This is a genomic window from Lentisphaera marina (assembly GCF_028745505.1).
GTDB lineage: Bacteria > Verrucomicrobiota > Lentisphaeria > Lentisphaerales > Lentisphaeraceae > Lentisphaera > Lentisphaera marina.
Genome location: NZ_JAQZZL010000002.1, coordinates 809,259 through 835,529, shown reverse-complemented (window position 1 = coordinate 835,529; position 26,271 = coordinate 809,259). Strand labels below are relative to the sequence as shown.

16 protein-coding genes are annotated in these 26,271 nt (G+C 40.8%); 5 read left to right on the top strand and 11 right to left on the bottom strand.

The genetic code is table 11. From position 1 onward, the window contains the following. Nucleotides 1-315: 315 nt before the first annotated feature. Nucleotides 316-1,395 carry an IS110 family RNA-guided transposase gene (locus tag PQO01_RS14570; RefSeq protein ID WP_274314819.1) on the top strand — a complete coding sequence of 360 codons (1,080 nt, stop codon included), beginning with the start codon at nt 316-318 and terminating at the stop codon, nt 1,393-1,395. 629 nt (nt 1,396-2,024) lie between these two features. Here the strand turns inward: PQO01_RS14570 and PQO01_RS14565 are convergent. The 5 genes from PQO01_RS14565 to PQO01_RS14545 form a co-directional block, all read right to left on the bottom strand. Beyond that, nucleotides 2,025-3,974 carry a sulfatase-like hydrolase/transferase gene (locus PQO01_RS14565; protein WP_274314818.1) on the bottom strand — a complete coding sequence of 650 codons (1,950 nt, stop codon included), beginning with the start codon at nt 3,972-3,974 and terminating at the stop codon, nt 2,025-2,027. A 355-nt stretch (nt 3,975-4,329) separates the two neighbouring features. After that, complete coding sequence (locus PQO01_RS14560; RefSeq protein ID WP_274314817.1) at nt 4,330-6,258, bottom strand: metallophosphoesterase family protein; 1,929 nt, start codon at nt 6,256-6,258, stop codon at nt 4,330-4,332. A gap of 128 nt (nt 6,259-6,386) precedes the next feature. Continuing rightward, entirely contained in the window at nt 6,387-8,054 is a 1,668-nt protein-coding gene (locus PQO01_RS14555; RefSeq protein ID WP_274314816.1) for a hypothetical protein, read from the bottom strand. Between the two features lie 69 nt (nt 8,055-8,123). After that, entirely contained in the window at nt 8,124-9,530 is a 1,407-nt protein-coding gene (locus tag PQO01_RS14550) for an arylsulfatase (RefSeq protein WP_274314815.1), read from the bottom strand. After that, nucleotides 9,530-11,101, bottom strand: a complete 1,572-nt coding sequence (locus tag PQO01_RS14545; protein ID WP_274314814.1) for a sulfatase family protein — start codon at nt 11,099-11,101, stop codon at nt 9,530-9,532. The genes PQO01_RS14550 and PQO01_RS14545 overlap by 1 nt, the downstream gene beginning before the upstream one ends. 213 nt (nt 11,102-11,314) lie before the next feature. On the opposite strand from PQO01_RS14545, the gene PQO01_RS14540 reads away from it, so the two are divergent. Then, on the top strand, nt 11,315-12,802 hold the full coding sequence (locus PQO01_RS14540; protein ID WP_274314813.1) for a sulfatase: 1,488 nt from the start codon (nt 11,315-11,317) through the stop codon (nt 12,800-12,802). Between the two features lie 308 nt (nt 12,803-13,110). Here PQO01_RS14540 and PQO01_RS14535 read toward each other — a convergent pair whose 3' ends face one another. From PQO01_RS14535 to PQO01_RS14515, 5 genes are all read right to left on the bottom strand, one after another. Then, nucleotides 13,111-13,734: a discoidin domain-containing protein gene (locus PQO01_RS14535; RefSeq protein WP_274314812.1), complete on the bottom strand. Its 624-nt coding sequence runs from the start codon at nt 13,732-13,734 to the stop codon at nt 13,111-13,113. Nucleotides 13,735-13,970: 236 nt separating this feature from the next. Beyond that, nucleotides 13,971-15,455: a sulfatase gene (locus PQO01_RS14530; RefSeq protein ID WP_274314811.1), complete on the bottom strand. Its 1,485-nt coding sequence runs from the start codon at nt 15,453-15,455 to the stop codon at nt 13,971-13,973. 314 nt (nt 15,456-15,769) lie between these two features. Then, nucleotides 15,770-17,368, bottom strand: a complete 1,599-nt coding sequence (locus PQO01_RS14525) for an IS1182 family transposase (protein WP_274314810.1) — start codon at nt 17,366-17,368, stop codon at nt 15,770-15,772. A gap of 254 nt (nt 17,369-17,622) precedes the next feature. Then, nucleotides 17,623-19,017, bottom strand: a complete 1,395-nt coding sequence (locus tag PQO01_RS14520) for a sulfatase (RefSeq protein WP_274314809.1) — start codon at nt 19,015-19,017, stop codon at nt 17,623-17,625. Nucleotides 19,018-19,027: 10 nt separating this feature from the next. Next, on the bottom strand, nt 19,028-20,617 hold the full coding sequence (locus tag PQO01_RS14515; protein WP_274314808.1) for an arylsulfatase: 1,590 nt from the start codon (nt 20,615-20,617) through the stop codon (nt 19,028-19,030). A 247-nt stretch (nt 20,618-20,864) separates the two neighbouring features. Between PQO01_RS14515 and PQO01_RS14510 the strand changes: the two genes are divergently transcribed. After that, complete coding sequence (locus PQO01_RS14510) at nt 20,865-23,441, top strand: DUF7133 domain-containing protein (RefSeq protein ID WP_274314807.1); 2,577 nt, start codon at nt 20,865-20,867, stop codon at nt 23,439-23,441. 342 nt (nt 23,442-23,783) lie between these two features. Here PQO01_RS14510 and PQO01_RS14505 read toward each other — a convergent pair whose 3' ends face one another. Further along, on the bottom strand, nt 23,784-25,103 hold the full coding sequence (locus PQO01_RS14505) for an IS1380 family transposase (protein ID WP_274314806.1): 1,320 nt from the start codon (nt 25,101-25,103) through the stop codon (nt 23,784-23,786). 107 nt (nt 25,104-25,210) lie between these two features. Here PQO01_RS14505 and PQO01_RS14500 point away from each other — a divergent pair, with 107 nt between their 5' ends. After that, nucleotides 25,211-25,951, top strand: a complete 741-nt coding sequence (locus tag PQO01_RS14500; RefSeq protein ID WP_274314805.1) for a lactonase family protein — start codon at nt 25,211-25,213, stop codon at nt 25,949-25,951. Further along, nucleotides 25,923-26,261, top strand: coding sequence for a beta-propeller fold lactonase family protein (locus PQO01_RS14495; protein ID WP_274314804.1), 339 nt, complete (start codon nt 25,923-25,925; stop codon nt 26,259-26,261). Before PQO01_RS14500 ends, PQO01_RS14495 begins: the two co-directional genes overlap by 29 nt. Nucleotides 26,262-26,271 lie beyond the last annotated feature (10 nt).

The following is a 26,271-nucleotide window of genomic DNA, read 5'->3' as shown; positions in this document are numbered from 1 at the left end:
TATTAGTATTAAAGTTGTGTTTGTTTTTCACACAGCCTCTCAAGCGTGCGCGACTAAACTTCTCTATTTCTCGCACAGAGCCGTTGAAACGCTGTGTTTAAAAAAAGTCGAAGGTCAAATTGGCTGTTGGCTATTTTTTTAATCACTACAGCCTCGGAATACATGAAAAATAACCTGCTGAATCTGTGTGTAGTACCTCATCTTTATCCGCATTTGCCAAGATAGTATGAGAAGGCAGCCCTCGGCAAAGTCCACTTGCTAGCAGACCTTGCCTGACATTAATTAAGTTACGACCAAAATTAACGGAGAACTGCCATGTCTAAAACTACTATCACTGTACCTGAAATAACAATTGGAATGGATCTTGGAAATCAAAAACACGATATTTGTGTTTTAAATTCTGAAGGTAAAATCGTCGAACAAGCAAAAATTGAAAATAATCTGGAATCGTTAAGTGTATATTTTTCGAATTATGAACGCCCTCATAAAATCCGAGTAGCTCTAGAAGTAGGAAGTAGCTCTTTATGGATATCGAGTAAACTCAAAAGTATGGGCTTCAATGTAATTGTAGCAAATGCTCGTAAGCTCCGAATGATATGGGACAGCACGAATAAGTGCGATGAAAAAGACGCTGAAAAGATAGCACGGGTAGCCCGAATGGATCCATCACTTTTGTACGGCATTCAACACCGAAGTATGGACTCCCAGCAAATGCTTACAGTGTTGCGTGCTCGTGAGCATTTTGTGAAGATGCGAACCCAAACGATGAATTCATTAAGGGGTATACTAAAGAGTTTAGGAGTTAGTGATCTCCCTAAGTGCGAAGCTAATCGTTTCAGTGAAAAGATGTATGAATATGTAAGTGATGATTTATTGCCAACTTTAGGTGAGATGCTATACGAATGTCAAGAACTGACTGATCGAATAGAGAGGTTGGATGATCGAATTGAACTGATTAGTGAAGAGTCTTGTCCCGAGGCTCAGCACCTGCGGCAGATTCCTGGAGTGGGACCAGTTACTGCCTTGGCATTTGTTTTAACTATTGATGATCCAACCCGTTTTAATAAGAGTCGTGATATAGGTGCTTTTTTAGGCCTAACTCCAAAGCGGGACCAATCGGGAGAAAAAGATAAACAACTAAGAATAACAAAGCATGGAGATAGGTACTTGAGATCATTACTGGTTATTTGTGCTCAACATATTTTTAGCGATAGATCCCCGGATTCTGATTTGAAGAGGTACGGACATCGAATTGCCTCACGAGGTGGTGGCGCGGGGAGAAAAAAAGCAAAAGTAGCCATAGCTAGGAAGCTAGCTGTTTTAATGCATCGACTTTGGGTCAGTGGCGATAATTATGAACCACTCCACAAACAGGCTTTAAAAAAAGCATCATGATTATCCACCAATCCAGCCAACCTCCCCAATATTTCTTATAATCACAATTAAGGAAGAAATTTAAAAAGAAAAGAGTTTATCAAATGTCTTATGCGATGACTGCGGAGCACCAGCAGAATGATAGGTTTGCCAGACCTTGTTGAAAGTTCGTTGCCAAGATTGCAGCATCAAATAGGATACAATCATGCATCGGACTAGGCAGTCCATAAAAGAATGCGAATGGAAGCAAGACAATTTGATGGCATTTGAAAACTGGTTTTCTCAATTCTCAGAAAAATATAACTTTAATGCAAACCGTAACTTGCAAATGCCTTCTCATGGAAGCTGGTGCTTGGCGTACCCAGGTTTGTTGATAAGATTAGCCAATTCAACCGTTAAACTATTAATTAACTCACCACAGATATACACTGATTAGACCAGATGAGCTGGAGTTTGAAGTAGTGAGTACGGCCCAAAGGGCCTGAAGTGGTGAGTGACTTTAGCGCTTTGCGCGTACTTCAGCATTCTATGCGTACTTTGAGCCGAAGGCGATACCTTAAGCCCTAGGCGATACCCTGAGGACGAAGTCAGATACTTTGAGCGAAGCGATTCCTTGAGAACGAAGTCCGATTCTTTGAGCGAGGCAAGACTTACTTCTTTTTCTTCTTAGTTTTTTTATTTTTAGTTTTAGTTTTAGTTTTAGTTTTAGTTTTAGTTGCTGATAACTCTAAATCGAGCGTATCTGCAATAGCCATCTGCATGCGTGGTACATAGCCCCCTGCTTTACAAGCAAGCGCTTGTTTAGCCAAAGGTCTGCCCTCCTCTCCCATCCAATCCACGACATTGAGTGCAAACATGAGTGCGGGAGATTGTTTCTCAATGATTTCACCAATAGTGGCATAGCATTTCTCTGCTTCACCAATCTTCAAAAGTGTCCAAGCAGCCATAATGCGTATGTGATCTGATTCGTCATTCAAAGCGTCAATCAACTGTTCACGCGCAGGCTTAGCACCTTCACCTAAAAGCAACAAACCCGTTGCTCCCCAATAGCGAAGCTCAGGAGATTTATCCTCCAGCAACTTAATTAGCATTTCTATGTTCGCGGAGTCCTTTGCCAATGCCACATCAATGGCATCGAGACAGGCTGAATGCTTAAATTGTTGCGGGTTACGCACTAAGTCATACATGGTCGTCTTATATTTTTCTGCTAAACGTACCATTTCATATTCAGGAAGAAGTCCCGCATCATAATACTTTTCCTGCGCATTTCGCAAAGCCTTACGCATCTGTACTGCTACTTCTTTAAACTCTGGGTGATTAATGAGGTTATTGATATTATCTGAGTCCGAGCTCGTATCGTAAAGTTCTTCGATATGTGTCTTGTGCTTAAAAAATCGGCTGGTAATTTCATCAGTGTTTCCAGCCTTGTGTTCTGCAATCCAGGATTGCGTAGCTGGCATTTTCCACAAGTAGTTTAACATCGCTCCACGAGGTGCAAAGGGCATGTAATTTCTTATATAAGTAAAGCGACCATTGCGAACTGATCGTTCGTTATCCACACGTTCATCCATGCGCCCACGGAAACTGAAATGATATTCTTGCTCGTTCTCTTTATCTTTTCCTAAGAACACCCGTCCCTGCATGGATTTTGGGATCTCCGAGCCCGTAATGCTCAACCAGGTTTTGGGCATATCTACAAAGCTCACAAGCTCTTTAATACGTGCTCCCGGCTTATCCGCTGGCCACAAATGCTTATATTTCTCAGGTATACGAATAATTAAAGGCGCATGAATCCCACTTTCAAATAGGAAGCGCTTACTGCGTGGTAACACACCGCCGTGATCTGAACAGTAGATAACAATTGTATCATCTGCTAAGCCATCCTCTTCCAAAAGTTTCAAGGTGTAACCAATTTCCGCATCCATCAAAGAAATCTGATCGTGATACTTAGCGTAATTCTGTCTCATAATCGGGGTATCAGGATGATATTTTGCTAGCGTCACCTTAGCAGGATCATGCTTATAGCCCTTAAGACCCTGTGCTTTACTTTCATGACTCGTCATCGTGTTGATCACACAAAAAAATGGTTGATCCTTCTTGCGCAAACGCCAAAAATGAAAAGTGCTGCGAACATCCTTATTTTCTTTTTTCGATTGAAAATCCCAAATCTTTTTAGTCGTGCGACCCTTTGATCCAAGGTTATAATCTGTTTTAAAACCATTTGCCGTGAAATACCCAGTCTTTTGCAGGACTTGTGGGTACAACTTAATCTTATCATAGGGGATACTATGGGAACTTCGCATGGGATGAGTCCCCATGGACACCGCATTTACACCGGTCAACCAAGTACAGCGTGATGGTGCGCAAACAGGAGCATTAGCAAAGGCATTCTCATAAAGAAAACCCTCAGCCGCTAGTTTATCTAGGTTGGGAGTCTTCGCATTTTCATTTCCATAACAGCCCAACCAAGAGGCATTATTATCTTCACTTGTCAGCCATAAAATATTCGGGCGTTTTAAATCAGATGCCTGACAAATAAGAGTATAAATACTAAGTACACAGGCAATTAAAACTTTACTCAAGATTTTATAGTGCTTCATTTATTTCCTCTTCAATTCCTGCTACATAAACAAATTTATTTGCCTTCAAGCTAGGTTTAATCACCAATAATTACACCTACTTCAAGTACCCCTCGTATGTTTTGTACACAGGGTGTTATCTCATATCACCTAATGAAATATTATTTTGGGACAAAGCATGAAAAATAAGCGTTAAAGAAAAAATGAAGGTTTTGTTTATTACTTCTGACAAGTGCTATCAATACGGAGAGGAAATAATGCAAATTTTGCTAGATCAAGGATTGGCAAGGCCTTACTAAGAGAGCACGAGGGGGACAGAGTCCCTCCTCGTGTGCCAAGTAAAACCTGAATTGTCTTTAATGGATGATGAATCTAATTATTGAAAAGAAACGCTAATGACTTCATTGGAATTTGGACGCAACTTTTTCCGTGACCATAAGTTAGCTTTGTCGACTCCAGCTTTTACTGTGTAAGTTCCCTGACTATACACGGGGGCACTAAATTCATGACCTTGTATACGGCGTGTGTAAAGGATTTCACCAGTGGATTCCTCAATCAGCTGCACAACTGGATTTGGAGTATCAAATTTTAGTTTGCTTAAGTAGCCAATTGCTTTTCTACCATCATTTTCTTCCATTTTGAACTCAATGGGCCAACCAGGGAACTGCTCTGAATCACCTTTGCTAACATCGCTAAAACGAGGCCAGCATTCAAAGGTAACCTGGTTGTTAGATTTATTAAAACGAATGAGTCCATAACCATCGGCACGTGACGTCCTGTTTTTCTGAAGTTCTTCTTTTGTTGCATATTTTGGGTTAGCGTAAGCCAGCATGGTCATTTTGTTACCTAAGCCATCCAAGTAATCTCCTGTCCAAGGGAGTGGGCCATCTATTTTTTTCCCACCACCAGCGGATTCACTCTCAGGCCACCACCAACGACCATACTTAGTGTTAACAATAGCTGGATTAGTGAAAGCATAAGGTCCATCTCGGAAGTCATCTATACCATGTTGTACTGATACACCAAGATGTTGATCCCCACAAAGGTGCGTAGCTAGACCACGACGAATTTCCACGAGAGCTTTATTACGCCCTGTTTGAGGCCAGGCATTTGAATCTAAATCAGCTAGTAAACGATTATCTAGTTGACCATGTTTGTGCACTGCACCAGTAAAAGCCGTAGCAGAAAGAACGGCCTTCATTTGAGAATTAGTCCAATCTTGTCCCCAATTATGCAGAAAATTTAGCTGACGTTCACCGAGAAGTTTTAAACCTGGTAAATCTACTGATTTGCGATCATAGCTTGGATCATTGATGTGATCTGGACGCGGCCCCATATTAGGAATAGTTCCTTTGGGGCCCGTTTTAAATTTACGATCTTCAATAATCGCAAAATCGATACCACCCACATTTAGGTCTGTGTAATAAACTCCAATCCCCTGAGCAATAGGAGTCGGATCATAAGCGTCAGGTAGATTAAAGGTTTGCTGACGTTCCACCATCTTGACATATTCCGCAGGAAAGTAGTAACCTCCTGAACTGCCATCCATTGCATCTGCGACCGCTCCGGCCTCGCCCCAAAAGTTTGCTTGACCAATATCATGATCATCGGGAATCATCACTGTGGGACGATTTTTTAAAACATCGGCAAACTGTACCCCAAACTGAAGAAAGGCGTAGGTATGTTCTTGGTGATTATAGCTTTGATCACCTGCAAAAAAGAGTAGGTCTGGATCATGATAAGTTAAATTTTCGATATACTCAGTTCGTTGATAAGGCGTTTCATCCTTCGGTGAATTACAGGATAATGAAGCCACAACAATCTCTTGTTTATGCTTGGGGTCTTTACGGAAAGTTCCTTCAAAACTGGATAGCTCACCTAATTTCACACGGTAGTCCACCGTTTTTGAATTATCCCAATTTTCAATACGAAAGTGAGCACTCCAACCTGGGTAGAGAACTGCTTGACTCGCAATTTTCTTCCATTTACCCTTATCTCTTATTTCCAAATCGATTTGTCGAGGTTCATTAGGCAAAAGAGGAAAGCATTGAACAGTTAGTTTTAAGACACCATGATCACTCGCGTAAAACGCAAATCCAATTGCCTTAGATCGTTCGCGCTCGGCAATGAATTTCTGGTGCATATTTTTTGCTTTTGTTTTCCACCACTTCCCCGTAGTAAGAGTTTCCAGTACAACGGCACGTTCACCATCCCCGAAAGGTCTTGGATTGTAGTCGATTTGATCTGCAGCTAAACTACTGAATATGCTTAAGCCCCAGCTCAATAAAAATGACTTTTTTAACATGAAGAATCCTCTATTAATATATTTTAAAAAATGACTTCGCTAGAGATTTCTAGCGAGCTCCCAGACTGCATACCTGTGCTAATCATCTATACTCCTTTGCACTGCTAGCCAACAGACCGAAAAAAGCTTTATATTTTTTCCACTTCGATAAGGTGGAAAGTTACGTCAACTCCTGAGATTTTTTTGATAATAAAATCATGTTCATCCTGATTCTCATTAGCCTTAGGGATATAAGTAAACTCAGCTTTTTTCCATTCACCAGAATTACGGCATCGGATCGTTTGTAGATCTTTCCCAGCTTGATTCACCGTCCACTGCGCTTGCCCCTTATCTAGGTAAGTAATAGTCAGCTTCATCTTTTTTGCGGACTTCGCAAATTGCTCATTGATTTTAAAAAACATCTTTCCCCCCTTGTCTCCAAAAGAACGGGCAAAGCGACCGTAAATTGATTCATCCACACTCCACCAGGGCTGACTCGTTTCATCGGCATCGAGCTGGTACACAAAGCGTTCATAATTCCCAGGCATAATCTTCCACCCAGCATCATTAATGCCCTTGCGGTTACGATTAGCCATTCCGCCTAAGCTCGCAGCTTTAGGATCTTCCATTTGGGCTCCATAAGCCGCATACTTCTTGACGATATCCTTGTAACGCTTTAGGTCCACGCGCATGGCGCCCTTCCCTGAACCATAGCTTTGCTGAGGAAACTCTTGGATATTCGCAGCATCTAAGCCTTTGCGGAGGGCGCAAAATCCCTTGGTCGATTTTTGCGGATTCCGCATGGGTGCATACTCATTAAAGAACTGAAATGCCGGTGAGTTTTTCGAATCCTGCAAAACATTCTGCGGGATGTTCCAAATATCCAGATTCATGTGTAGGGAAAAAAGGCCTGACCAATAAAGAACGGTGGGGATATCGTGTTTTGACCAATTCATCGTGTAGAGCTCGCCATCCATTTCACCGCGCGAAAAAAGGTTTGGGTTGACAGCTCTTTTCTCCTGCCAAAGATCATAACGTTGCTGATTATCACTGACGTGATAACCGTGGCTGGACATGCCCATTTTTAAACCAAAATCACCCAGATTATTCTTTAACCACTGATCAGATTTACTGGTGTTGGCATCGGAATTAACCGCAATCAACAAAGGCCTTCTAGATTTCTCCTGAAAGATCTGTTTCATCTTCCCCCAGACCATGATACGAAAATCGTCCCATTGTTCACGGCTAACAGCATACTTTTTGTCTAAAGGCTTGCCTTTGTAGCCCCAACCATCACCCGTTGATCCTTCACAACTCTGGACAAAGAGTATGCGCTTGTGCAAATGATCCGGAAGTTGATCAATATATTCACCCCAAGCAGATAAAAGCTTAAAATACCTTTTCTGATAGAGCGCATCAAAATAATATGGGAAGTAATTCTGATTAGTCGCATGACCTAGGGCATTAACTTTTCGGTCAGTGAAGACTTTCGGCACGCCTATTTCATAGACCCACTCAGGCGTACCTGGAGCCACCCAAATCATGATGTGCACATAATAATCATTCGCATGAGCTTTTTTCAGAAGTTCACCAAATTGCTCATCAAACTTGTATTCCCCATCCCTTGGCTCAAGTTTCTTCCAGCCCAAAATTACCGCGACACCTCTAAGGTCCGGAGTGAGTTCCCTGTTGGCTTTGTGTGGCTTCCAATTGGCCCAAGAATAAATTCCTGCGGCTTGCTCATTAAAGGGCTTAGTTGGCTCTGCCTGTAGTCCTAAGCAAAAGAACATTAAGCCCGAAAGGATTTTCTTTAGCATTATTTAATTTCCTCTTTTCATCTCTATAAAGTATACATAGATGAATTAAATTTTTTCTTCTACTTTAATTTAGCGATTTTTTAAAGGCCAAAGTTTAGATTCACTTCGTTCTGTATCCAAAATCTTGGTGATTTTGGCTCTTAATTGATGATGATTTTTGGCTAGATCGTTCTGTTCAGAAATATCTTTTGAAAGATCATAGAGCACTACGGGGGTATTAGGGCCGTGACGTAAAGCTTTCCATTTGCCCATGCGAAGTGCCTGCTCGGTGTAGCCGCGCTCATGGAACTCCCAGTAGAGGTAGTCATGCTCTTTTTGTTTTTGCTTAAGCAAACTTGGCAAGAAAGAAATACCATCGATATCACTTGGGCTATCTACCTTTGCGATATCCGCAAAAGTAGGTAGTACATCCCAAAAAGCAGAGATATGATTAGAGTGACTTCCCGCTTTGATTTTCGCTGGCCAACGTACCATAAATGGGACTCGAATACCACCCTCAGTTAAATCTCTTTTATAACCGCTAAAGTCACCATTGGAATCAAAAAAATCTGGATCTGCTCCACCCTCTTTGTGTGGGCCATTATCCGAGGAAAACATAATGATGGTATTATCATCAATACCGAGTTCTTGCAACTTATCAAAAAGCTCCCCCACTCGTTGATCTAAACGTGTGATCATAGCGGCGAATGCAGCTCGTGGATGATTTTGACTCGCATAGACGCCAAAGGGATTTGCCGTTCCATCTCCCCCCTGCTTGCCCATCACAAAAGGCGTTTCTTGCCATTTGCCTTTGAACTTATTGAGTGAATCTTCTGGTACTAAAAGCTCGGCATGTGGAGTCACAAAAGCCCAAAAAAGGAAAAATGGTTTATCTTTATTTTCTTCTACAAATTCAATCCCTTTTTCAGCGAATTTATCCGAGATATAAAGCCCCCTAGCACCATTTTTATTCTCTGGTATCATTACTTTTTCACCATTTTTGTAAATGTACTCAGGGTAATAGTGATGAGCATGAGCTTGATTTAAAAAACCATAGGAATAATCAAAGCCCTTTTTGCGAGGTTCGCCTGTCGTTCCATCCATACCCATACCCCACTTGCCCACGAGTCCCGTGCGGTAACCCGCAGATTTCATCACTTCAGCTAAACTTAGATCCTCTGGTCGTAGAGGTAACTCACCGCCAAAGCCATGAGGTCCCACTTCGTAATTACCTCTAACTAGACCGTGGCCAGTATGTTTACCCGTCATCAAAGCTGCACGTGAAGGTGCACAAACGGTAGATCCTGCGTAATGATCCGAAAAGATCATGCCCTCTTTGCCAATGCGGTCAATATTCGGGGTAGAAAACTTTTTTTGTCCATACAGACTTAAATCTGCATAGCCTAGGTCATCAACCAATAAATATATGATATTGGGCTTATCTGCTGCATAGCTCCCGCAAATAAAAATCAGTAAGGTATAGATATATTTCGTCATTAGATTTTCGCTTGTTTCTTAGTGATTTTCTTGAGTTCTTGAAGCATTTCTTCAATCATTTTTTTGTACTCAGGATTCTTGAGCATATCATTTTCTTCTTGGGGGTCGTCTTCTAAATTATAGAGTGCAAAGGGCTTGTCGTTAAGTGACTTGTTTTTCATATCCCAGTGAACACAGAGCTTCCACTTACCTTTACGGATCATGCGCGCTTCCGGATCTTTGGAAGCCCCTTTTTTGGGCTTGCGAATTCGCGCCTCAATTTTCCCTTGAGAATACATATATTCACGCGTTGATTTACTATCTCCCTGAAGCTGAGAAAGAAAGCTAATGGAGTCTTGACCACATCCACCCTGCTGAATAGCTTGTCCCGTCAATTCAGCGAGTGTGCCGTATATATCTTGCTGGCCAATCAGATTATTGTTGACTGAACCTGGCTCAATAATCGAACCTTCTTTTGTTCCATCGCCCCAAGCTGCTATAAATGGAACGCGGTGACCACCTTCCCAAATTGAGCCTTTATAACCAGAATAAAGACCACTTGAATCCTGTCCAAAAGGGAGTGCACCTGGTGATGCTCCATTATCTGCTGTAAAAACAAAAAGTGTATTTTTAAGTTCTCCACGTTTCTCTAAATCTTCCATGAGTAAACGAATGGTTACATCGGTTTCATAGACAAAATCACCATAGGAACAAAAGTTATAATTGCCCTTCATTTCAGGGTGGCGTTCGGCGGTAATCCCTGCAACTTTTATACCATTTATTTCTTTAGCTGCTGTATTCGGACCATGAATACTCTGCGTACAGAAATATAAAAAGAAGGGCTTATCTTGATTTTCTTTATAGTGATTATCGATAAAACCCAAAGCCTTATTGGCAAGAACTGGTCCTACCTGTAAAAAATCCCAATAAGGCATTCCCACCTGATAGTAACCACGATGAGTTGTTTGACCCTTTTCTGCCCTCGTCCAACGACCTTCTTGTAAAACAAGATCTTCCTGATCACCCACTAATACGTCGTTCTCAAAGTGCGCATAAGGTGATTCCTGAATACCATTGGGGAGAATAAAGGAATAATCAAAACCCAAGTCCAAGGGTCCCATTTTAAATGGACGGCTGAAATCCAGTTTTTTATAATCTTTTTCATCCATGGCTAAATTATCTGATCCGCGCTCGTAGAAGGTTCCACCAATATGAAATTTTCCCAGCATTGCCGTATTATACCCAGCTTGCTGCATAAGCTTACCAAGTGTGATTTTTTGATCTTCTAGGATCTGACTCTTGGTACTGTAGTTCCAAACTCCGCGGGGATTCAGCCCACGTTGTACATAGTTACCTGTAAGAATACTGTAGCGCGTCGGAGCACAAGTAGATGCGGTTGTATGGTGATCAGTAAAACGCATACCACGAGCAGCCAAGGCATCAATTGCAGGAGTATAAAATTTTGACTCTTGGTTATAACAATTCACATCTCCTATACCGTAATCATCTGAATTGATGATAATGACATTAGGTTTTTCATTTGCATTGACCGCTGAGGCCATAAGTAGTAAAGTTAAAAACTTCTTTATCATAAATAATTTCCCTATAAATTTTTCAATACTTACACCATTAAACGATAGTAATTGGGACTTCCTTTACAGGCTTTTATGTAATTATATTCATTTAATTGCTAAGCTAATCAAATTGCACTTCCCCCAGCTTGAACTAAAGGAAATATTTCACCAGCCTGTAAAGATGCCGCATCCTACTTGCGTTTAATTTAAAAAAACTAACTGGATGCCTCTATGATCAAATTATTCATATCACTTTTCTTACTTGCTCAACTTAGTCTCATGGCTAAGCCCTCAAATATCGTATTTTTCCTCGTTGATGACCTAGGATGGAAGGATCTAAATTGCTATGGTGCTGAACTCTACGAGACTCCAAATATCGACCAACTCTGTGCCGATGGGATGAAATTCGAACGCGCCTATACCACTGCCCCCATCTGTTCACCCGCCCGTGCCTCGCTTATGACTGGTACACACCCCATGAAACAAAAAATGTGGAATCACCTGCATATTCTCCCTCCAAATGTTGGTAAAATTTTACCTGCGTATCTTAAGGAGCAAAACTATCAAACTTGGCATATTGGCAAATGGCACCTTGGTAAGCCAGAAGACAAAACTTTGCCTCACGAAGTTGGCTTCGACAAAAATATTGCCGGCACGCAAGCCTGGGAGCCCGGTTCCTTTCATTGGCCCTACCGTTTCCCGAAAAAGACTCAAAAAAATATCCCGCCGGATTCCGCAAATTTCAATAGCCTAAAATCCGGTAAAGAAGGTGAGTACATTACTGATCGCCTAACTGACGAAGCTCTAAAGCTCATTGATAAACGCGACCCAAACAAACCTATTTTCATGAACTTCTGGTACTACACAGTTCATAATGTTTATATCACTAAGCCTCGCAAACAGGGTAAAGCCGAACTCGTAAATAAGTATAGCAAAAAAATTAAAGATATGGGCATAGCCCCCAGCTTCCGCCTCGACCCTAAAACGGGGAAAAAACTAGTTACTAGCGAAAATAATCCCGCTTATGCCGCCATGATTCAAAGCCTCGATGAATCAGTGGGCCGAGTAGTGAATAAACTTAAGGAAATTGGCGAATACGAAAACACTCTTTTTATCTTCCTATCGGATAATGGTTCCACTACTGACGACGTCCCCTGCGCGCCATTTAATGGCGGCAAGAACTCGACTTACGAAGCCGGCGTTCGTATACCTGCAATCATTACCTGGCCTGGCAAAGTTAAAGCTGGTTCAGTGAGTCAGGAAATCATCTCCATTGCCGATGTTTTTAATACTATTGTTGAAGCTAGTGGGGCCACACTCCCCAAAGACTTCAATGGCGACGGCATCTCGCTTATGCCTGTACTCAAAGGTAAAAAGCTCGACACGGATCGCCAGCTCGTTTGGTATTTCCCAGATTCTAGAGAACATTGGGGTCAGCGTGCCAATGCCGCTATTTTCGACACCAAGTCCGGCCTAAAATACATCATGTATTTCAATGGTGACGAAGATGAACTCTACAACATCAGCAATGACAAGGAAGAAATGAAAAATATCCTGTCTCAAAACCCTGAAAAAGCAGAGGAACTCAAAAAAGCCCTCATGACTAAATTGACCGAGACCTACTCTACCCTTCCTCCACCCCCAGAAAAATATAAATCCATCGTAGAAAAACGTCTTAAGATAAGTTCAGTCAACAATTCGAAAGTAGCGAGTCATTAATTGGTGAACTGTGGATTTGTCTAATCGAGAAATCCACAATTATCTATTGATTAATTTAGCCAGTTGATCCAATGAACACAGAGATATATTTAAGATTGTATTACATACATTAAATCAATTTAGAAGCAATAATTGTTATTTTCGCAATTGGATATTCTCACGCAGAGATACTAAGCAGCAGAGTTGGGGGATTTTTGTATTGGTTCTGAGTTTAATAAAACCACAGATTAACATCTGATGTACACAGATTGTTCTAAACGTACCTGAAGGATTGACTACGTAGCTTCACACTTTGAGTGAAGCAATACTTAAATATAAATGAAGTCATCCGTCTTTTTGGATTTAGGCGGGGACTTGGGTTTAGGAGATTCTTTAGATTTAGATGTTTTCTGCTCTACTTTATTTTGTTCGTCAACTTTCTTGTTTGCACCTATAATGATTGATTCAACATGAAAGTTATCGATTCCATTAAGCGCTAAAAAGTCTTTAAGTTTTTTCCCATTTAACTTAATTTCAAAAATAGAAAAACCGTACTGAGTGCCACGTTTAACCAAATCAAAATTGATATATTGAACTTTCTTTGCTTCTTTAAGTTTTATTAAATCTTTTTTAGAGTCGGTTTTATCTTTTTGAACGTGAACTAGAGACCATTTCTTTTTATCTTCACTAGTCTTAATTTTGTAGTGCTTTGCATAAGAGGCCTCCCAATGTATTTCTATAGATTCAATGAGTAATGCTTTGGGAAGTACTATCTTCAATTCCTGATGATCTTCAAATTTTGAACTCCAACGACTTTTCATGCTACCATCAAGGACATTTCCACCTTTAAAGGTCGGTATAGGTCTCTCCATTGAAGTTACTTTTACAATCGTTGTATCGACTGAAAATAACTGGGAACAGAGCAGCGTACACAAAAGAAAAAATTGTTTCAAAATTCACCTATTTTTGGATTACACATTTAGTATGCAATAATTTAGGTGACAAAACAAGTTTCGATAGTTTTTTTGATGAAGATCAGCCGGATCCGGAGTTTTAAGTTGCGAGTACGGCCTAAAGGCCTAAAGGCCTGAAGTTAATAGCTGGTGGCTTTTTACTTCAGCGCTTTGCGCGTACTTTTTACTTCAGCGCTTTGCGCGTACTTTTTACTTCAGCGCTATGCGCGTACTTTTTACTTCTTTTTCTTCTTCGCCGTTTTATTACCATTAAATTTATTTATGGGAGACATAGGCTCGTTGGTCTTTGGAACGAAAGCCTGCAAGCTCTTTTTAATGGATGCAAACTCGGGGTTACGGGCCTGATTGGTCCATTCCATGGGATCAGTTTTATGGTCATAGAGTTCTTCTCCACCCTTATAATTGATGTAACTATAGCGACCATCATAGATGCGATGGTTACCCATGCCATAGGTCGTCAAGGTTGGTTTATTCCATTTCATATCCGGATTGCGAATCAAATCAGCAAAGCTACGTCCATCATTTTCTGAATAGGGAGGCAAACCACATAAATCTGCAAGTGTTGGGTACATATCAATGAGATTAACCACACCATTACAGCGCTTACTCTTTGGCGTCACTCCAGGCACTTTAATCATCATCGGTACACGAGCCGATTCTTGCCAAAGCAAGGTTTTACCATAGCGCTGTTTTTCCCCTAGATGCCAACCATGATCTCCCCAGAGAATAACAATCGTGTTGTCTGCGTATTTACTTTTATTTAAGCCTTCCAACAAAACACCCAGACAGTCATCGACGAAGGATACATTTGCCATATAAGCCTGTACAACTTCTTTGTGCTTATCAGCTTTTTCAAAACGCTCCCAAGTGGTGCTTAAGTGATATAAGGGCTTCCCTTTATCGCTAACAATATCATCGCGATCATTGGCGAGAGTTTTAGGAAGTTGAATTTTGTCAAGGGGATACATGTCGAAGTATTTTTGCGGAACATACCAAGGCAAATGTGGCTTGCTTATCCCCAAGGCCATGAAGAAGGGCTTACCATCGAAATCACGAGTATTGAACTGCTCTGATGCCCATTTCACCGTGTTGTAATCTTTCATCTTTGTTTCATCATTACCGACCGTTGGTCCCCAATCGAATCCGGTTCTATGATAGCCTTTTTCATGGTCTAGGGGTTTGATGCCGTTTGCAGGTCGCTGCTTATTAATGGGTGCTGCATAACCACTAGCTGGGTGCCACTCATCAAAGGCCCATTGGCCTTCATCAAGTTTATCTGCTGTTCCATGCTTATGGAAGATCTTACCCTTTGATAGTGAGTGATAGCCATGCTGACTGAAATATTCAGGAATAGTCAGGACGTCTTTCATCTTTGGTGCATCTTTAAGGTTGGTTGTATTGCCGTACACACCGGTTTTGTAGCAGTGTTTACCCGTAAGGAGCGAGGAACGCGATGGCCCGCAAACGGTTGATGAACAATGGGCATCAAACATCACCATGCCTCCATTGGCATTAAACTTATCAAAATTCGGTGTTTTGATTTGAGGATTGCCTTCAAAGCAGCCTATCCAATCATTGAGGTCATCAATGGCAATAAAAAGCACATTCATATCTTTAGTAGATTTGGCCTGCAGCGCTCCAGTAGTACACAAAGTAAAAAGTAGCATTATTACTGACATATTGAGAAGTTGTTTGTTCATAGCTAATCCTTTAAGCAATCTATTATCATAATTTTAAAGTTTAAACGAATCAAGTACAGCCATCTATACAGATCAAGTTTTAATTCACGTTTTAAATTTCAAACTTCGTCATCAAGGTTAGAAGATAGCCGACTTCGTCTTCAAGGTTGCGCCTTCGGCTTAAAGTATCGCTACGCTCAAGGTATATTCAGGGTAATTGAGAATTCGATAATGTAATGAAAACACGGATTAACACAGAAATTTAATTAATCTGGTGATAAGACTACGTATTGAACCGCGAAGCCCCTGCTTCGCATTAATGTTTCTCCCTCACGCTAAAGAGGCTGTGTGAAAAACAAGCTTTCATGGTGAAGCCTCTTAAATTTTGTATACCACAATGATCGTGGTCTACCTTTATTATATTTCAGCTCTATAGGCTTTGTGCAAAGGCGTATTAACCCATTTATAGCGACATTTTTGAAGTATAGTCCCGTCCTGTAGCCAAGGATTGTAATCAAGTCATCAAATTTCATAATGTTTAAAACTCGCTTCAAGTTGTAAGCCAAATGTGCAAGAGAACATTCAGCCTGAACCATTTCCTTACCGCGAACTAAAAAACCATTGCTAAGAAACTGAGTTTTGATAGTCCCATATGGATGCTCCACTGTTCCTTTACGTGTTGCCATCATTTCTTTGTTTTCGAGAATTCTTTTTGTTGCTCGCTCTTGATATTGTTCATGTTCCCAGCGTGATAGCACCCGTTGTTTTGCTTTTGTACAGCGGAGTTTTAAAGGACAATTTCCACAGGCACTCTTATGGGTATATTGATGGAATCGTTTTCCTCGTTGCTCAGTAGTCCGGATTTTCTTTAAGGTTATTTTATTGGGACAGAGATATGTATCTTCTTTGGAGTTGTAAAGAAAAGCGCCTTTACCATATAGACCTTGTTGGACATTCGATGACTTTTTAACTGTCGGTAAATAAGGAATCATCCCCATATCTTCACAATCTTTCAAATCATCTAAAGTATAGTAACCAGAGTCCGCAGTAAGGTCACATAGTTCTTGCAATTCCAAGAGATTTTTTGTTTCTTGAGCCATGGGAGTGAGAAGCCCTAAATCGTTAATTCTATCGGTGACTTCACAACAAACGATGAGTTTATGTAAACTGTCTACGGAAGTTTGGACGTTATAACCCACGCATGATTTACCCTGTTTACTTATTGTTTTACTGTCTGGGTCAGTCAAGGAAAGGTGACTCTTAGAAGATTTATCCAAGACACTTTTAATTTCATTTAGTTGAATTTCCTTTGTCTGTTCATAATCAAGCTTGTGCTTAAGGGCTTCTTTTCGTTGTCCTGACTCTGGAGCTGGATCATCATCTAATCCCTCAAGGTCATTAAGGTACTGCTCAATCAGAACTTCAGTTTGTTTTAAATTCTTCTCCAGCTTCTTTGAACTCCAACTTTTAGAAATATTATTTGACGCTTTAATTATTGTTCCATCTACTGCAATGGTTTCACCCGCAATGAGCTTTAGCTTCTGACATAACAAGGTGAATTTAGTCGTTGCTTGCTTAAAGGCTTTGCGGTTATTTTTGCGAAAATCGCAGATAGTTTTAAAGTCTGGCTTCAAGCGCTTAAGCAACCAAATGACTTCGAGATTAATATGGCAGTTTTTCTCAAGTTTACGGCCAGAACGAATACCATTGAAATAACCATAAATAAAAAGCTTCAATAAATCAGCAGGGTCATAAGCTGCTCGACCTCGTCCAAGAGGATCTTCTTTTGGAAATACAAAACCACATTCCATTAAATTGAGAGAGTCAACAAACTGATCAATTATACGAACTTCACTATTTGAATCAATATAATCATCTAAACATTGAGGAAAGAAAATACTTTCTCTCCGATCATCACCTTGTATCAAGTTCATTTTGTTCTCCTAATTAATACTAATATAAAATACCATGTATATATTAGTATTAAAGTTGTGTTTGTTTTTCACACAGCCTCTCAAGCGTGGACTACATACCTTGAGCGAAGCGATACCTTGAGGACGTAGTCCGATACTTTGAGCGAAGCGATACCTTGAGGACGTAGTTCGATACCTTGAGCGAAGCGATACCTAAGTGAGCAAAGCGAACGCAACCTTGAGCGAAGCGATACCTAAGTGAGCAGCGCGAACGCTTACTGCTTCTTCTTATCCTTCGCTGGATCAAACTTTGGATTTGGCGTTGGCATCTGTGCCTCAACACTGATTCGCCATTCTTTTAAGTCTTTAAGTAACTCGGCAGCTTTTTCAGGCAGCTTTTCAGCGAGGTTATTTTTCTCTGATTGATCATTTCTCAAATTATAGAGCTCCAGAGATCCATCTTCAAAAAACTCAATGAGTTTGTAGTCACCTTTGCGAATAGCTCCATATGGATTGGTCTTATGATAATGAGGGTAGTGCCAATAAAGTGCGCGCTCTGTTATCTTTCCCGTACGATGAAGTAAAGGCTTCAAACTCACACCATCTTCGTGCTCTTCAGGTTTCAGATCCAGACCAGCCAAATCCAGAATTGTTGGATAAAAATCCGTAGCAATTACAGGAACACTGGAAGTTCCCGCTTCAATACGCGGACCTTTAATAAAAAATGGCTCACGAACACCACCTTCGTGGGAAAGTGCTTTCGCTCCTTTTAATCCTCCGCAGTAATTTGTTCCAACTGCACCATTATCACCCGTAAAAATTACGATTGTATTATCTGCAATCCCTAATTCATCCAGTTTATTTAAAACCCGCCCAACGCTTTCATCTAAACTCTGAACCATAGCAGCGTAAACAGGGTTTCTATGTTTATATTTACCTGATTTCCATTTAGCCTTATATTTTTCCACCAAGTCCGACTTAGCCTGCAGGGGCCCGTGTACAGTGTAGTATGAAAAATAGAGTAAGAAGGGATTGTCTTGATTTTTTTCTATAAATTCAACAGCGTAATCAGTTAAGCGATCCGTGAGATAATCGCCCTCTTTACTGGTCATATTTGGCATATCAAAAGGGTGAAAATACTTACCACGTCCTTTAGGCTGTCCCCATTCACGTCCTCCAATATTTTGATCAAAACCATGAGACTCCGGAAAATGATCTTTCATTAACTCTTCATCCTTTATTGGTAAGAGGTGCCATTTACCAATAAAACTCGTTGCGTAACCAGCCTCTTTTAAAGCTTCTGGGAGGAGGATGCGTTCGTGCTCCATCTTCATATTCCAATCGGGCACACTAAGTTTTGCATAGGGTCTCTTGTGACCAGCTATCCAATCCGTCAGCTTGGTACGTCCCGGATATGCTCCAGTTAAAATTGCCGCACGGCTGGGAGAACAAACCGTACAGGCTGCGTAGCCATCAGTAAAAGCCATACTGCTTTTGGCGAGCTGATCAATATTTGGCGTTTCGTGAAAATCGCTCCCCATACTTGATAGTGCTCCCCAGCCAAAATCATCAACTAAAAAGAATACAACATTTGGCTTACCTGATTCCGCAAATACAGAATTTATTGATATCAATACCAAGCATACAAAGGGAAATATTTTAAAAGTCATTTTGCTTCTCCTATTTGTCGAGACCAAGCTGATCAGGGTTGAGCTTAGTATATTTTTCAACGCGTTTATTCCACGAAAGCCCTTTGGGGTTCAAAGGTAAGACATTGTTTTGCTCTCCCCAGGCATGCCATTTCCCCTCTAAACTCATCACTTTTTCAGGATTACTTTTGGCTAGGTTTTTATGTTCAAATGGATCTTCGCTAATATTATATAACTCCCATGACACGTTGTTGTTCATGCGTACCAACTTCCAATCACCGGAAATGATGGCACAGGAAGTTTGGTGTTCAAAGAAAAAGTCGCGTGTTATTTTTTTGTCATTATTGATATTGGGAAGCAGACTCACACCGTCGACTGATGCTATTTCTTCTCCATTGAAACTTTTAGGATAATCTACATCAGCTAATTCCAGGCAAGTGGGAAGCAGATCTGTGATGTGGGTAAATTCAGATCGGACACCCTTGCCTTTCAGTTTATGAGAACCATGAAAAATCAGTGGTGAACTGATACCACCCATATGAGTCTTTGCTTTATAGGATCTAAATGGCGTATTACTCAAATCAGCTGCCAGTTGAGATATTTGCCCACCCTCATTTGTTGCACCATTATCACTCAAAAAGATAAAGCATGTGTTTTCAATTTGACCACGGTTTTTGAGCTCCTGTATGAGTTCTCCAATACCATCATCCATTATCTCAATCATCGCCGCATAAGTCGCCATTTCTTTTATCCAGCTCTCTTTCATCTTATCACTTAAAGATTCCCAATTCGGACGAGCTTTGCCTTTATATTCAGCTACTTCAGATGAAAGTGTTTGATTGGAGTCGATTAAACCCAAGCCCTTCATTCGCTCAAAGCGTTCTTGTATCAGTCGATCATATCCAACTTTGTAGCGCTCTCGACATAATTCTACTCTTTCTTTAGGAGCTTGAAGCGGACGATGGGGTGCGTAGTGTGCCAAATAAAGAAAAAAAGGCTTGGCAGCATCATGGTTTTCAATGAACTCCAAAGCGTTTTCTGTTATGGCATCAGTGTAATAATAATCTTTATCATAATGGCTTATTAGTTTATCGTTTTTATAAAGTGATTTGGGTTTATAAAAATTTCCGCCTCCACTCATCGTCCCATAAAATTTATCAAAGCCCCTTTCTAATGGATAACTCCCATTTGGTTTGCTACCCTTAGGTTTCCAGCCCCCATCTACACTCACATGCCACTTGCCGGACATATAAGTTGAGTAGCCCTCTGTTTTTAAAATTTCTGCAATTGTAGGGACTTTGCTGCTGATTTGACCGCGGTACCCGGGACGATATTCGTCCACCGCAGTCATCCAACCAAGCCCCACGGCATGCTGATGTCGCCCAGTCAGTAAAGACGCTCGACTTGGGCAACAACGACCAGTATTTTTAAAATTCCTGAATTTTACACCTCCCTCTGCTAAAGAATCAATATGAGGGGTTTTTACCTCTCCTCCATAACAACCCAGGTCTGAATAACCCATATCATCAAACATGATTAATACTATGTTTGGTTTTTGACTTTGTGCAAAAACAAATCCCAAAGACAATAATGAGATGATCAGAAAATATATACGACTCATAGCTTCTCCTTAAAAGTGAACACTGTTATTAAATGACTACTACTTATTAATAATATCTAAACGCAAGACAAAGTCCTTTCTATACAGAGCATTTTTAAACTCTGTTAGTTATGGGGATCTAAAAAGGATACAATATTGTACATAATATGAAATTCAAAAAAGTTGCCTATTTTTTAGTGTTAGGGGTCAGAAACTTAATTTGCAGTCGATGAATAGTTAATATTAAAAAACAAGTTCAGGTATAAATATGAAATTTTCATTGTTAGCTAAATTCATGGCCTTCACAGCACTAAGTCATTTATGTATTGCGCAGTCCGCAAACCGTATTAACCCGGATCCGGATGCTACACCACTCAGCCCACAGGAATCACACAAGCTGATCAAAGTTCCAGAAGGATTTCAGATTGATCTAGTTGCCGCCGAGCCCATGGTGAACGAACCCATCGCCATGGCATGGGGTGGTGACGGCGCCCTCTACGTCGTGGAACTGCGTGGTTATATGCAAGATGCGGATCACACCGGAGCTCAGGACCCTGTTGGCCAGGTTGTTCGTTTAGTTGATACCAATGGCGACGGCATCATGGATAAGCAAAGTGTATTTGTCGATAAACTCGTTGAACCAAGAACAATTGCTGCCGTAAAGGGAGGCATGCTCATTGGTGCACCACCAGAAATCTTCTTTTGTCAGGATACAACTGGCGACGGAGTTGCCGATGTTCGCAAATCAATTTATGATAAATTTGCCAAGCGCAGCGGTAATGTGGAACATAAAATCAATGGTCTCATGTGGGGTCTTGATAATTATATGTACAACGCCAAAAGTGCTGAAAAATTCACTTATACGCCGGACAAAGATGGCGGAAAAATCACTAGTCATCGCTCTGTTTTCAGAGGTCAGTGGGGAATTACTCAGGATAGTGAAGGCAACCTTTATTCCACAGGCAACACCAATCCCTGGTATGGCGAACAATTCCGACTGGATTATTTAGAACCGGCAGGACTTTCCAATGCGAATTTCCTTAAGGGTTTAGAAATGGTTGAATCCAACTTTAAAGAAGTATACCCGATTGTCGGCACTCCCGATGTCCAAGGTGGCAAAGGCGCAATTCGCCCGGAAAATAATACACTAAAAAACTTCACTGCTATTGGCGGTCAACTCATTTTTCGAGGCGACAAGCTCGGTGAAGAAATGAAAGAAAGTTACTGGATCCCCGAGCCTGTTGGCCGCTTAGTTAGGCATGCTAAGTTTGTGGAAGATGAGCAAGGTAACCGCAGACTCACAAATCCAAATAAAGATCAAAAAGTTGAATTCATTGCTTCAACTGATGCAAACTTTAGACCTGTCCACGCTTACACCGGTCCTGACGGATGCCTCTATATCGTTGATATGTATCGCGGTATTATCCAGGACGGCAATTGGGTAAAACCGGGTTCATACTTACGCAATGAAGTAGAACGCAGGAAGCTGCAAAACAATATTCAGCGCGGACGTATTTACCGTATCAGCAAAAAAGGTCTCAAACCCGGTGCCGTACCCAAACTCGATGAATTCTCTAGTACACAGCTCGTTGAAGCTTTGGCTCACCCCAATGGCTGGTGGCGTGATGAAGCTCAAAAACGCCTAGTTCTTGCCCAGGATACATCTGTTGTCGCAAGTTTGAAAGAAATGGTCTTAAACAGTACATCGCATTATGGTCGACTCCACGCCATGTGGACCCTCCATGGCTTAGGACAGTGGAATGCGGAGCTCGCAAAACAAGCCATTAAGGACAAGCACATATCTGTTCAAGTTAATGCCGTCCGAGCCAGTGAATCACTGATGCAAAAAGACACGACTTTCATTGAGGAGATCGGCAAGTTAGATAACTCCAAGCCAAAACTTGCCAAGCAAATCGTCCTCTCCCTCGGTCTTTGTAATTCATTAAAAGATATTGCTCAGGAAAACCGCGAAGCAGCGAGCCATCTCATCAGTCAAACCATTATGAAACATCTCGATAACAGAGTTTTAGCGGCCTGTACTATGACCGCAATGAAAGATAAAGAAGAATTAGTTTTGAAAAACCTTTTGGCGCAGAATCCAGATGTAAAACATGCCAAAGAATGGATTAACGGCATGACGAGAATGATCCTAATATCCAAGAATAAGCAACGTGCTTTACGATACTTAGACTCGATTCTAGCAAATGACAAAAAGTACCAACCCGCAATGATTCAGGCTATGGAAAAAGCCCTTCCACTTACCCGAAAAGGAGAAATCGATTACACCAAGCACGAAGCCTATAAGTTCACCGAAAAGCCTGCCGCAATCACAAAGATTGAAGCCCTAGCTAAAAATCACAAAGCCCTAAATGCATTCATCAACGAAGCTTTGTATTGGTATACCTGGCCTGGTCAGCCCGGCTACGACAAGCCACGTCTTGCCGTACTTAAAGGTAAAGATAAACAACGCTTCGATAAAGGAAAAATCATTTACGATAGTCTTTGTTATGCCTGCCATGGTAAAGATGGCATGGGGATTACCGGAACCGATGGTAAAAGCCTGCTCGCCCCTGCACTAGTAAACAACCCCAGAGTTAAGGGACACCAAAATACCCTGATCAAAATTTTACTTCATGGAATGACGGGACCCATTGATGGCAAAACCTATAGTGGACTCATGGCACCCATGGGATCCAATGATGACGAATGGATGAGTTCTATCACAACTTACATTCGCAATGAATGGGGAAATGGCGCCTCAGCTATTCAAGCTCGACAAATTCAAAAAATTCGCAGTTCCTATGGTAGCCGGAGCAAACCATGGACTCAGAAAGAGCTCGAATAAGTTAAGCTAATTTCACTCACAAATTACGCTTAATTTAATTGTGAATGAAGTAGATTAAGGAAACGTGTAAATGATGAAGTGGATTTATATAGGGATGATTTTTTTATCCATCCTGAATCCGTGATCAGGTTTTGAGATTCATGAGATAATGGTTTGGTCGAGTAATTCTTAGATCGTTTTTATCCCAGATTGTGAGATGTCCTTATTTCTTAAGCCTATCGCTCGTGATCAGGTGTCTAAGGATAGTAAATATAGCAATTTCTAAGGCAATTCACCCAACTTGGACAGAGTAAAGCACAAAACTCAATAAAAGAGCTTTGCAATAAACTTCTTATTAGTGGATTAAAGGCTAAATGATATTTTTTGATACAGCTTAAACCAAGGGCTATGTCGACCAAACTTGAGAGTTTCATCTCCTGCGTGCTTTACGTGTTTACAAGCGGTTAAAATCAAGTCACGTATCACGCACCGTAGGCGGCGTCGTTGGGCTTTGATTTTAATTGGAGCCAAAGATTTATTATGGATAAGGTGATTACCAATGACTCTGAGCACATTAAAAGCGAGCATAGCGCAGTGCAAAAAGAATTGATTCGCTTTAAATTTCCCTGAGGGTAAACGCTCTACATTCATATCGCTCTTCAATTCGCTATGGAACTGCTCACTGGTTCCATGATCGTGATAAAGTTCGATCACATCCTCGGCTTCTAAAGGTAAATTCGTCCAATAGGTCTCCACTTCGATTTCTGGCATCAAAAGTCGATTGCCATCTTGATCTTCGAGTCGTTCCGTAACTTTAAAAATAACAGGAACCACTTTATGTTCTTCATTGTTTCCAGGATGTTTGTGATGGAGTTCACCGACAAAGACACTCTTACCATCTCGAGATTTAAGCTGTCGCCCTAAACGCCGTGCGTTGGATAGCCACTGTTCTTTAGATTCCTTTCTAAGGTTCCGTTTAATCAGAAAATATTGATCATCAGGAAGGTGTCCGAAATTAACCTCAGCATCGTGAGCGGAATCTAAACGAAGTAGTACGGGGTGCTTAAGCTTTAATTTTTTGATCATAGTAAAGCTGTCATCTAAGAACTCTGGCATCCCTTTTTGTGCATGCTGTGAACCTGGACGCAGCTCATTATTTAGCATAAAGCCCTCAGTTCCAAGGTAGGCAAACATGGGAGAAAATCCGTCATGATTTTTATATGTCCAACTCACATTTTCTTTATGGCTACCGGAGTTATCCATGGGTGATACATCCATATCGAGTGGAATAAAATTCATCCCCCCTTTTGATATATTACCTATACACTGTTTTTTGAGCAGGTTTGTATTCGCTGATTTTAAATGCACTTCATGCTCAGAAGACATGATTTCTAGTCGTTGACGCAAACGTTCCTCGGATGGAACTTTGTTTAATCCAAGTGATTTCATAAAGACTTCGTTTTCACGAAACTGACTAATATCTGTGAAGCGTTCACGCCTCTGAATCAGTAACCCCACCTGTGATTTGAAAATATCTAGATCTTGAAAGATATGATTGGCCTTGTGATCTGTATTGAACTCATCGTCAATTTCACTTTGTTGAAGGACTTGGCCACCTAAAAATATTCCGCCAATACTGTGAAGGGAATCATTGCCTGTGTCGAGTTTAAATGCTTTATTCATGAGAAAACCTGTTGGGTGATTTTGGTGTCGTAACTTAAATTACTATAAACCAACAGGTTTTCTTGTTTTTAAGCTGTTTTTTAAGATCAGCTCACGGATTCAGGTCCATGCCTATTTTAGCTGAGCAATTTGTTTATTTATCATCCAAAGGTGATAAAAAAATAGAAGTCTATCAGCTTCTAGAAAATGGAGAATTAACCTTTAAACAAAGTGCGATGAGCAAAGCTGCGCCAGGTAACTCGGTCATGGCTCCCAATAAAAAATTCTTATACGTTTCAGTTAAGGATAAGAAAAATTGTGGAATTGAAACTTTTCAAATTAATGATGATGGAACTTTAAAAAGCGTCGCGTATGCAAAGACACCATATTTTTGTGGTTTTCTTGCTATAGATCGTCATGGTCAATACCTTTTTGCTTCACATTATTCAGATGGTAGAGTGACGTCTTATCAATTAGAAAATCACTTATACAAAGGTCAAGTTCTTGATGATCTTAAAACAGATGATCGAGCCCACTCAATCGGAATCGATAAAACAGGATCTTTTGTCTACGCGCCTCACACTTCTCCTAATAAAATTTATCAATTTAGTTTTAAGAATGAGCGTTTAAGCTTTTTATCACCGAAGGCTAGTATGGGGCCCCATACAGATAAGCAATATCATGAACCTCGTCATTTTGTTTTTCATCCTTTTAAAAACCTACTTTATAGTTCAAATGAAAAAGGTGGTGGGATTTCCCTTTGGAGTCGGTCTAAAACAGGTCAACTTAATTTAGTCCAAACCGTATCCACTCTACCTGAAAAAAGCGATCGACGCTTTAGTGCTTCGGATATCCGCCATAAGTGCTGATGCGCGCTTTATCTACATTGCAGAAAGAGACTACACCGACGAAAATATTCAGTCGCGAAAAGATTGCATCGTAGCTTATCAACTCGATTCAGAATCGGGCTCTTTGATTAGTCGCATCGGCACATTTAGTGTCGGCAGTAAGCCGCGTTGCATAACAATAGATAAAGAAAACAAATTCGTACTTTGTTCTGCAGTTAATTCAAATACCCTAAGTATTTTCAAAATGAATAACTCCACAGGAACTTTGTCCATTTTAAAAACTTACGATGTAGCTTCTAAACCAATGTGGATTAATTGCTTAAAAAAATAAGCCCACTTAA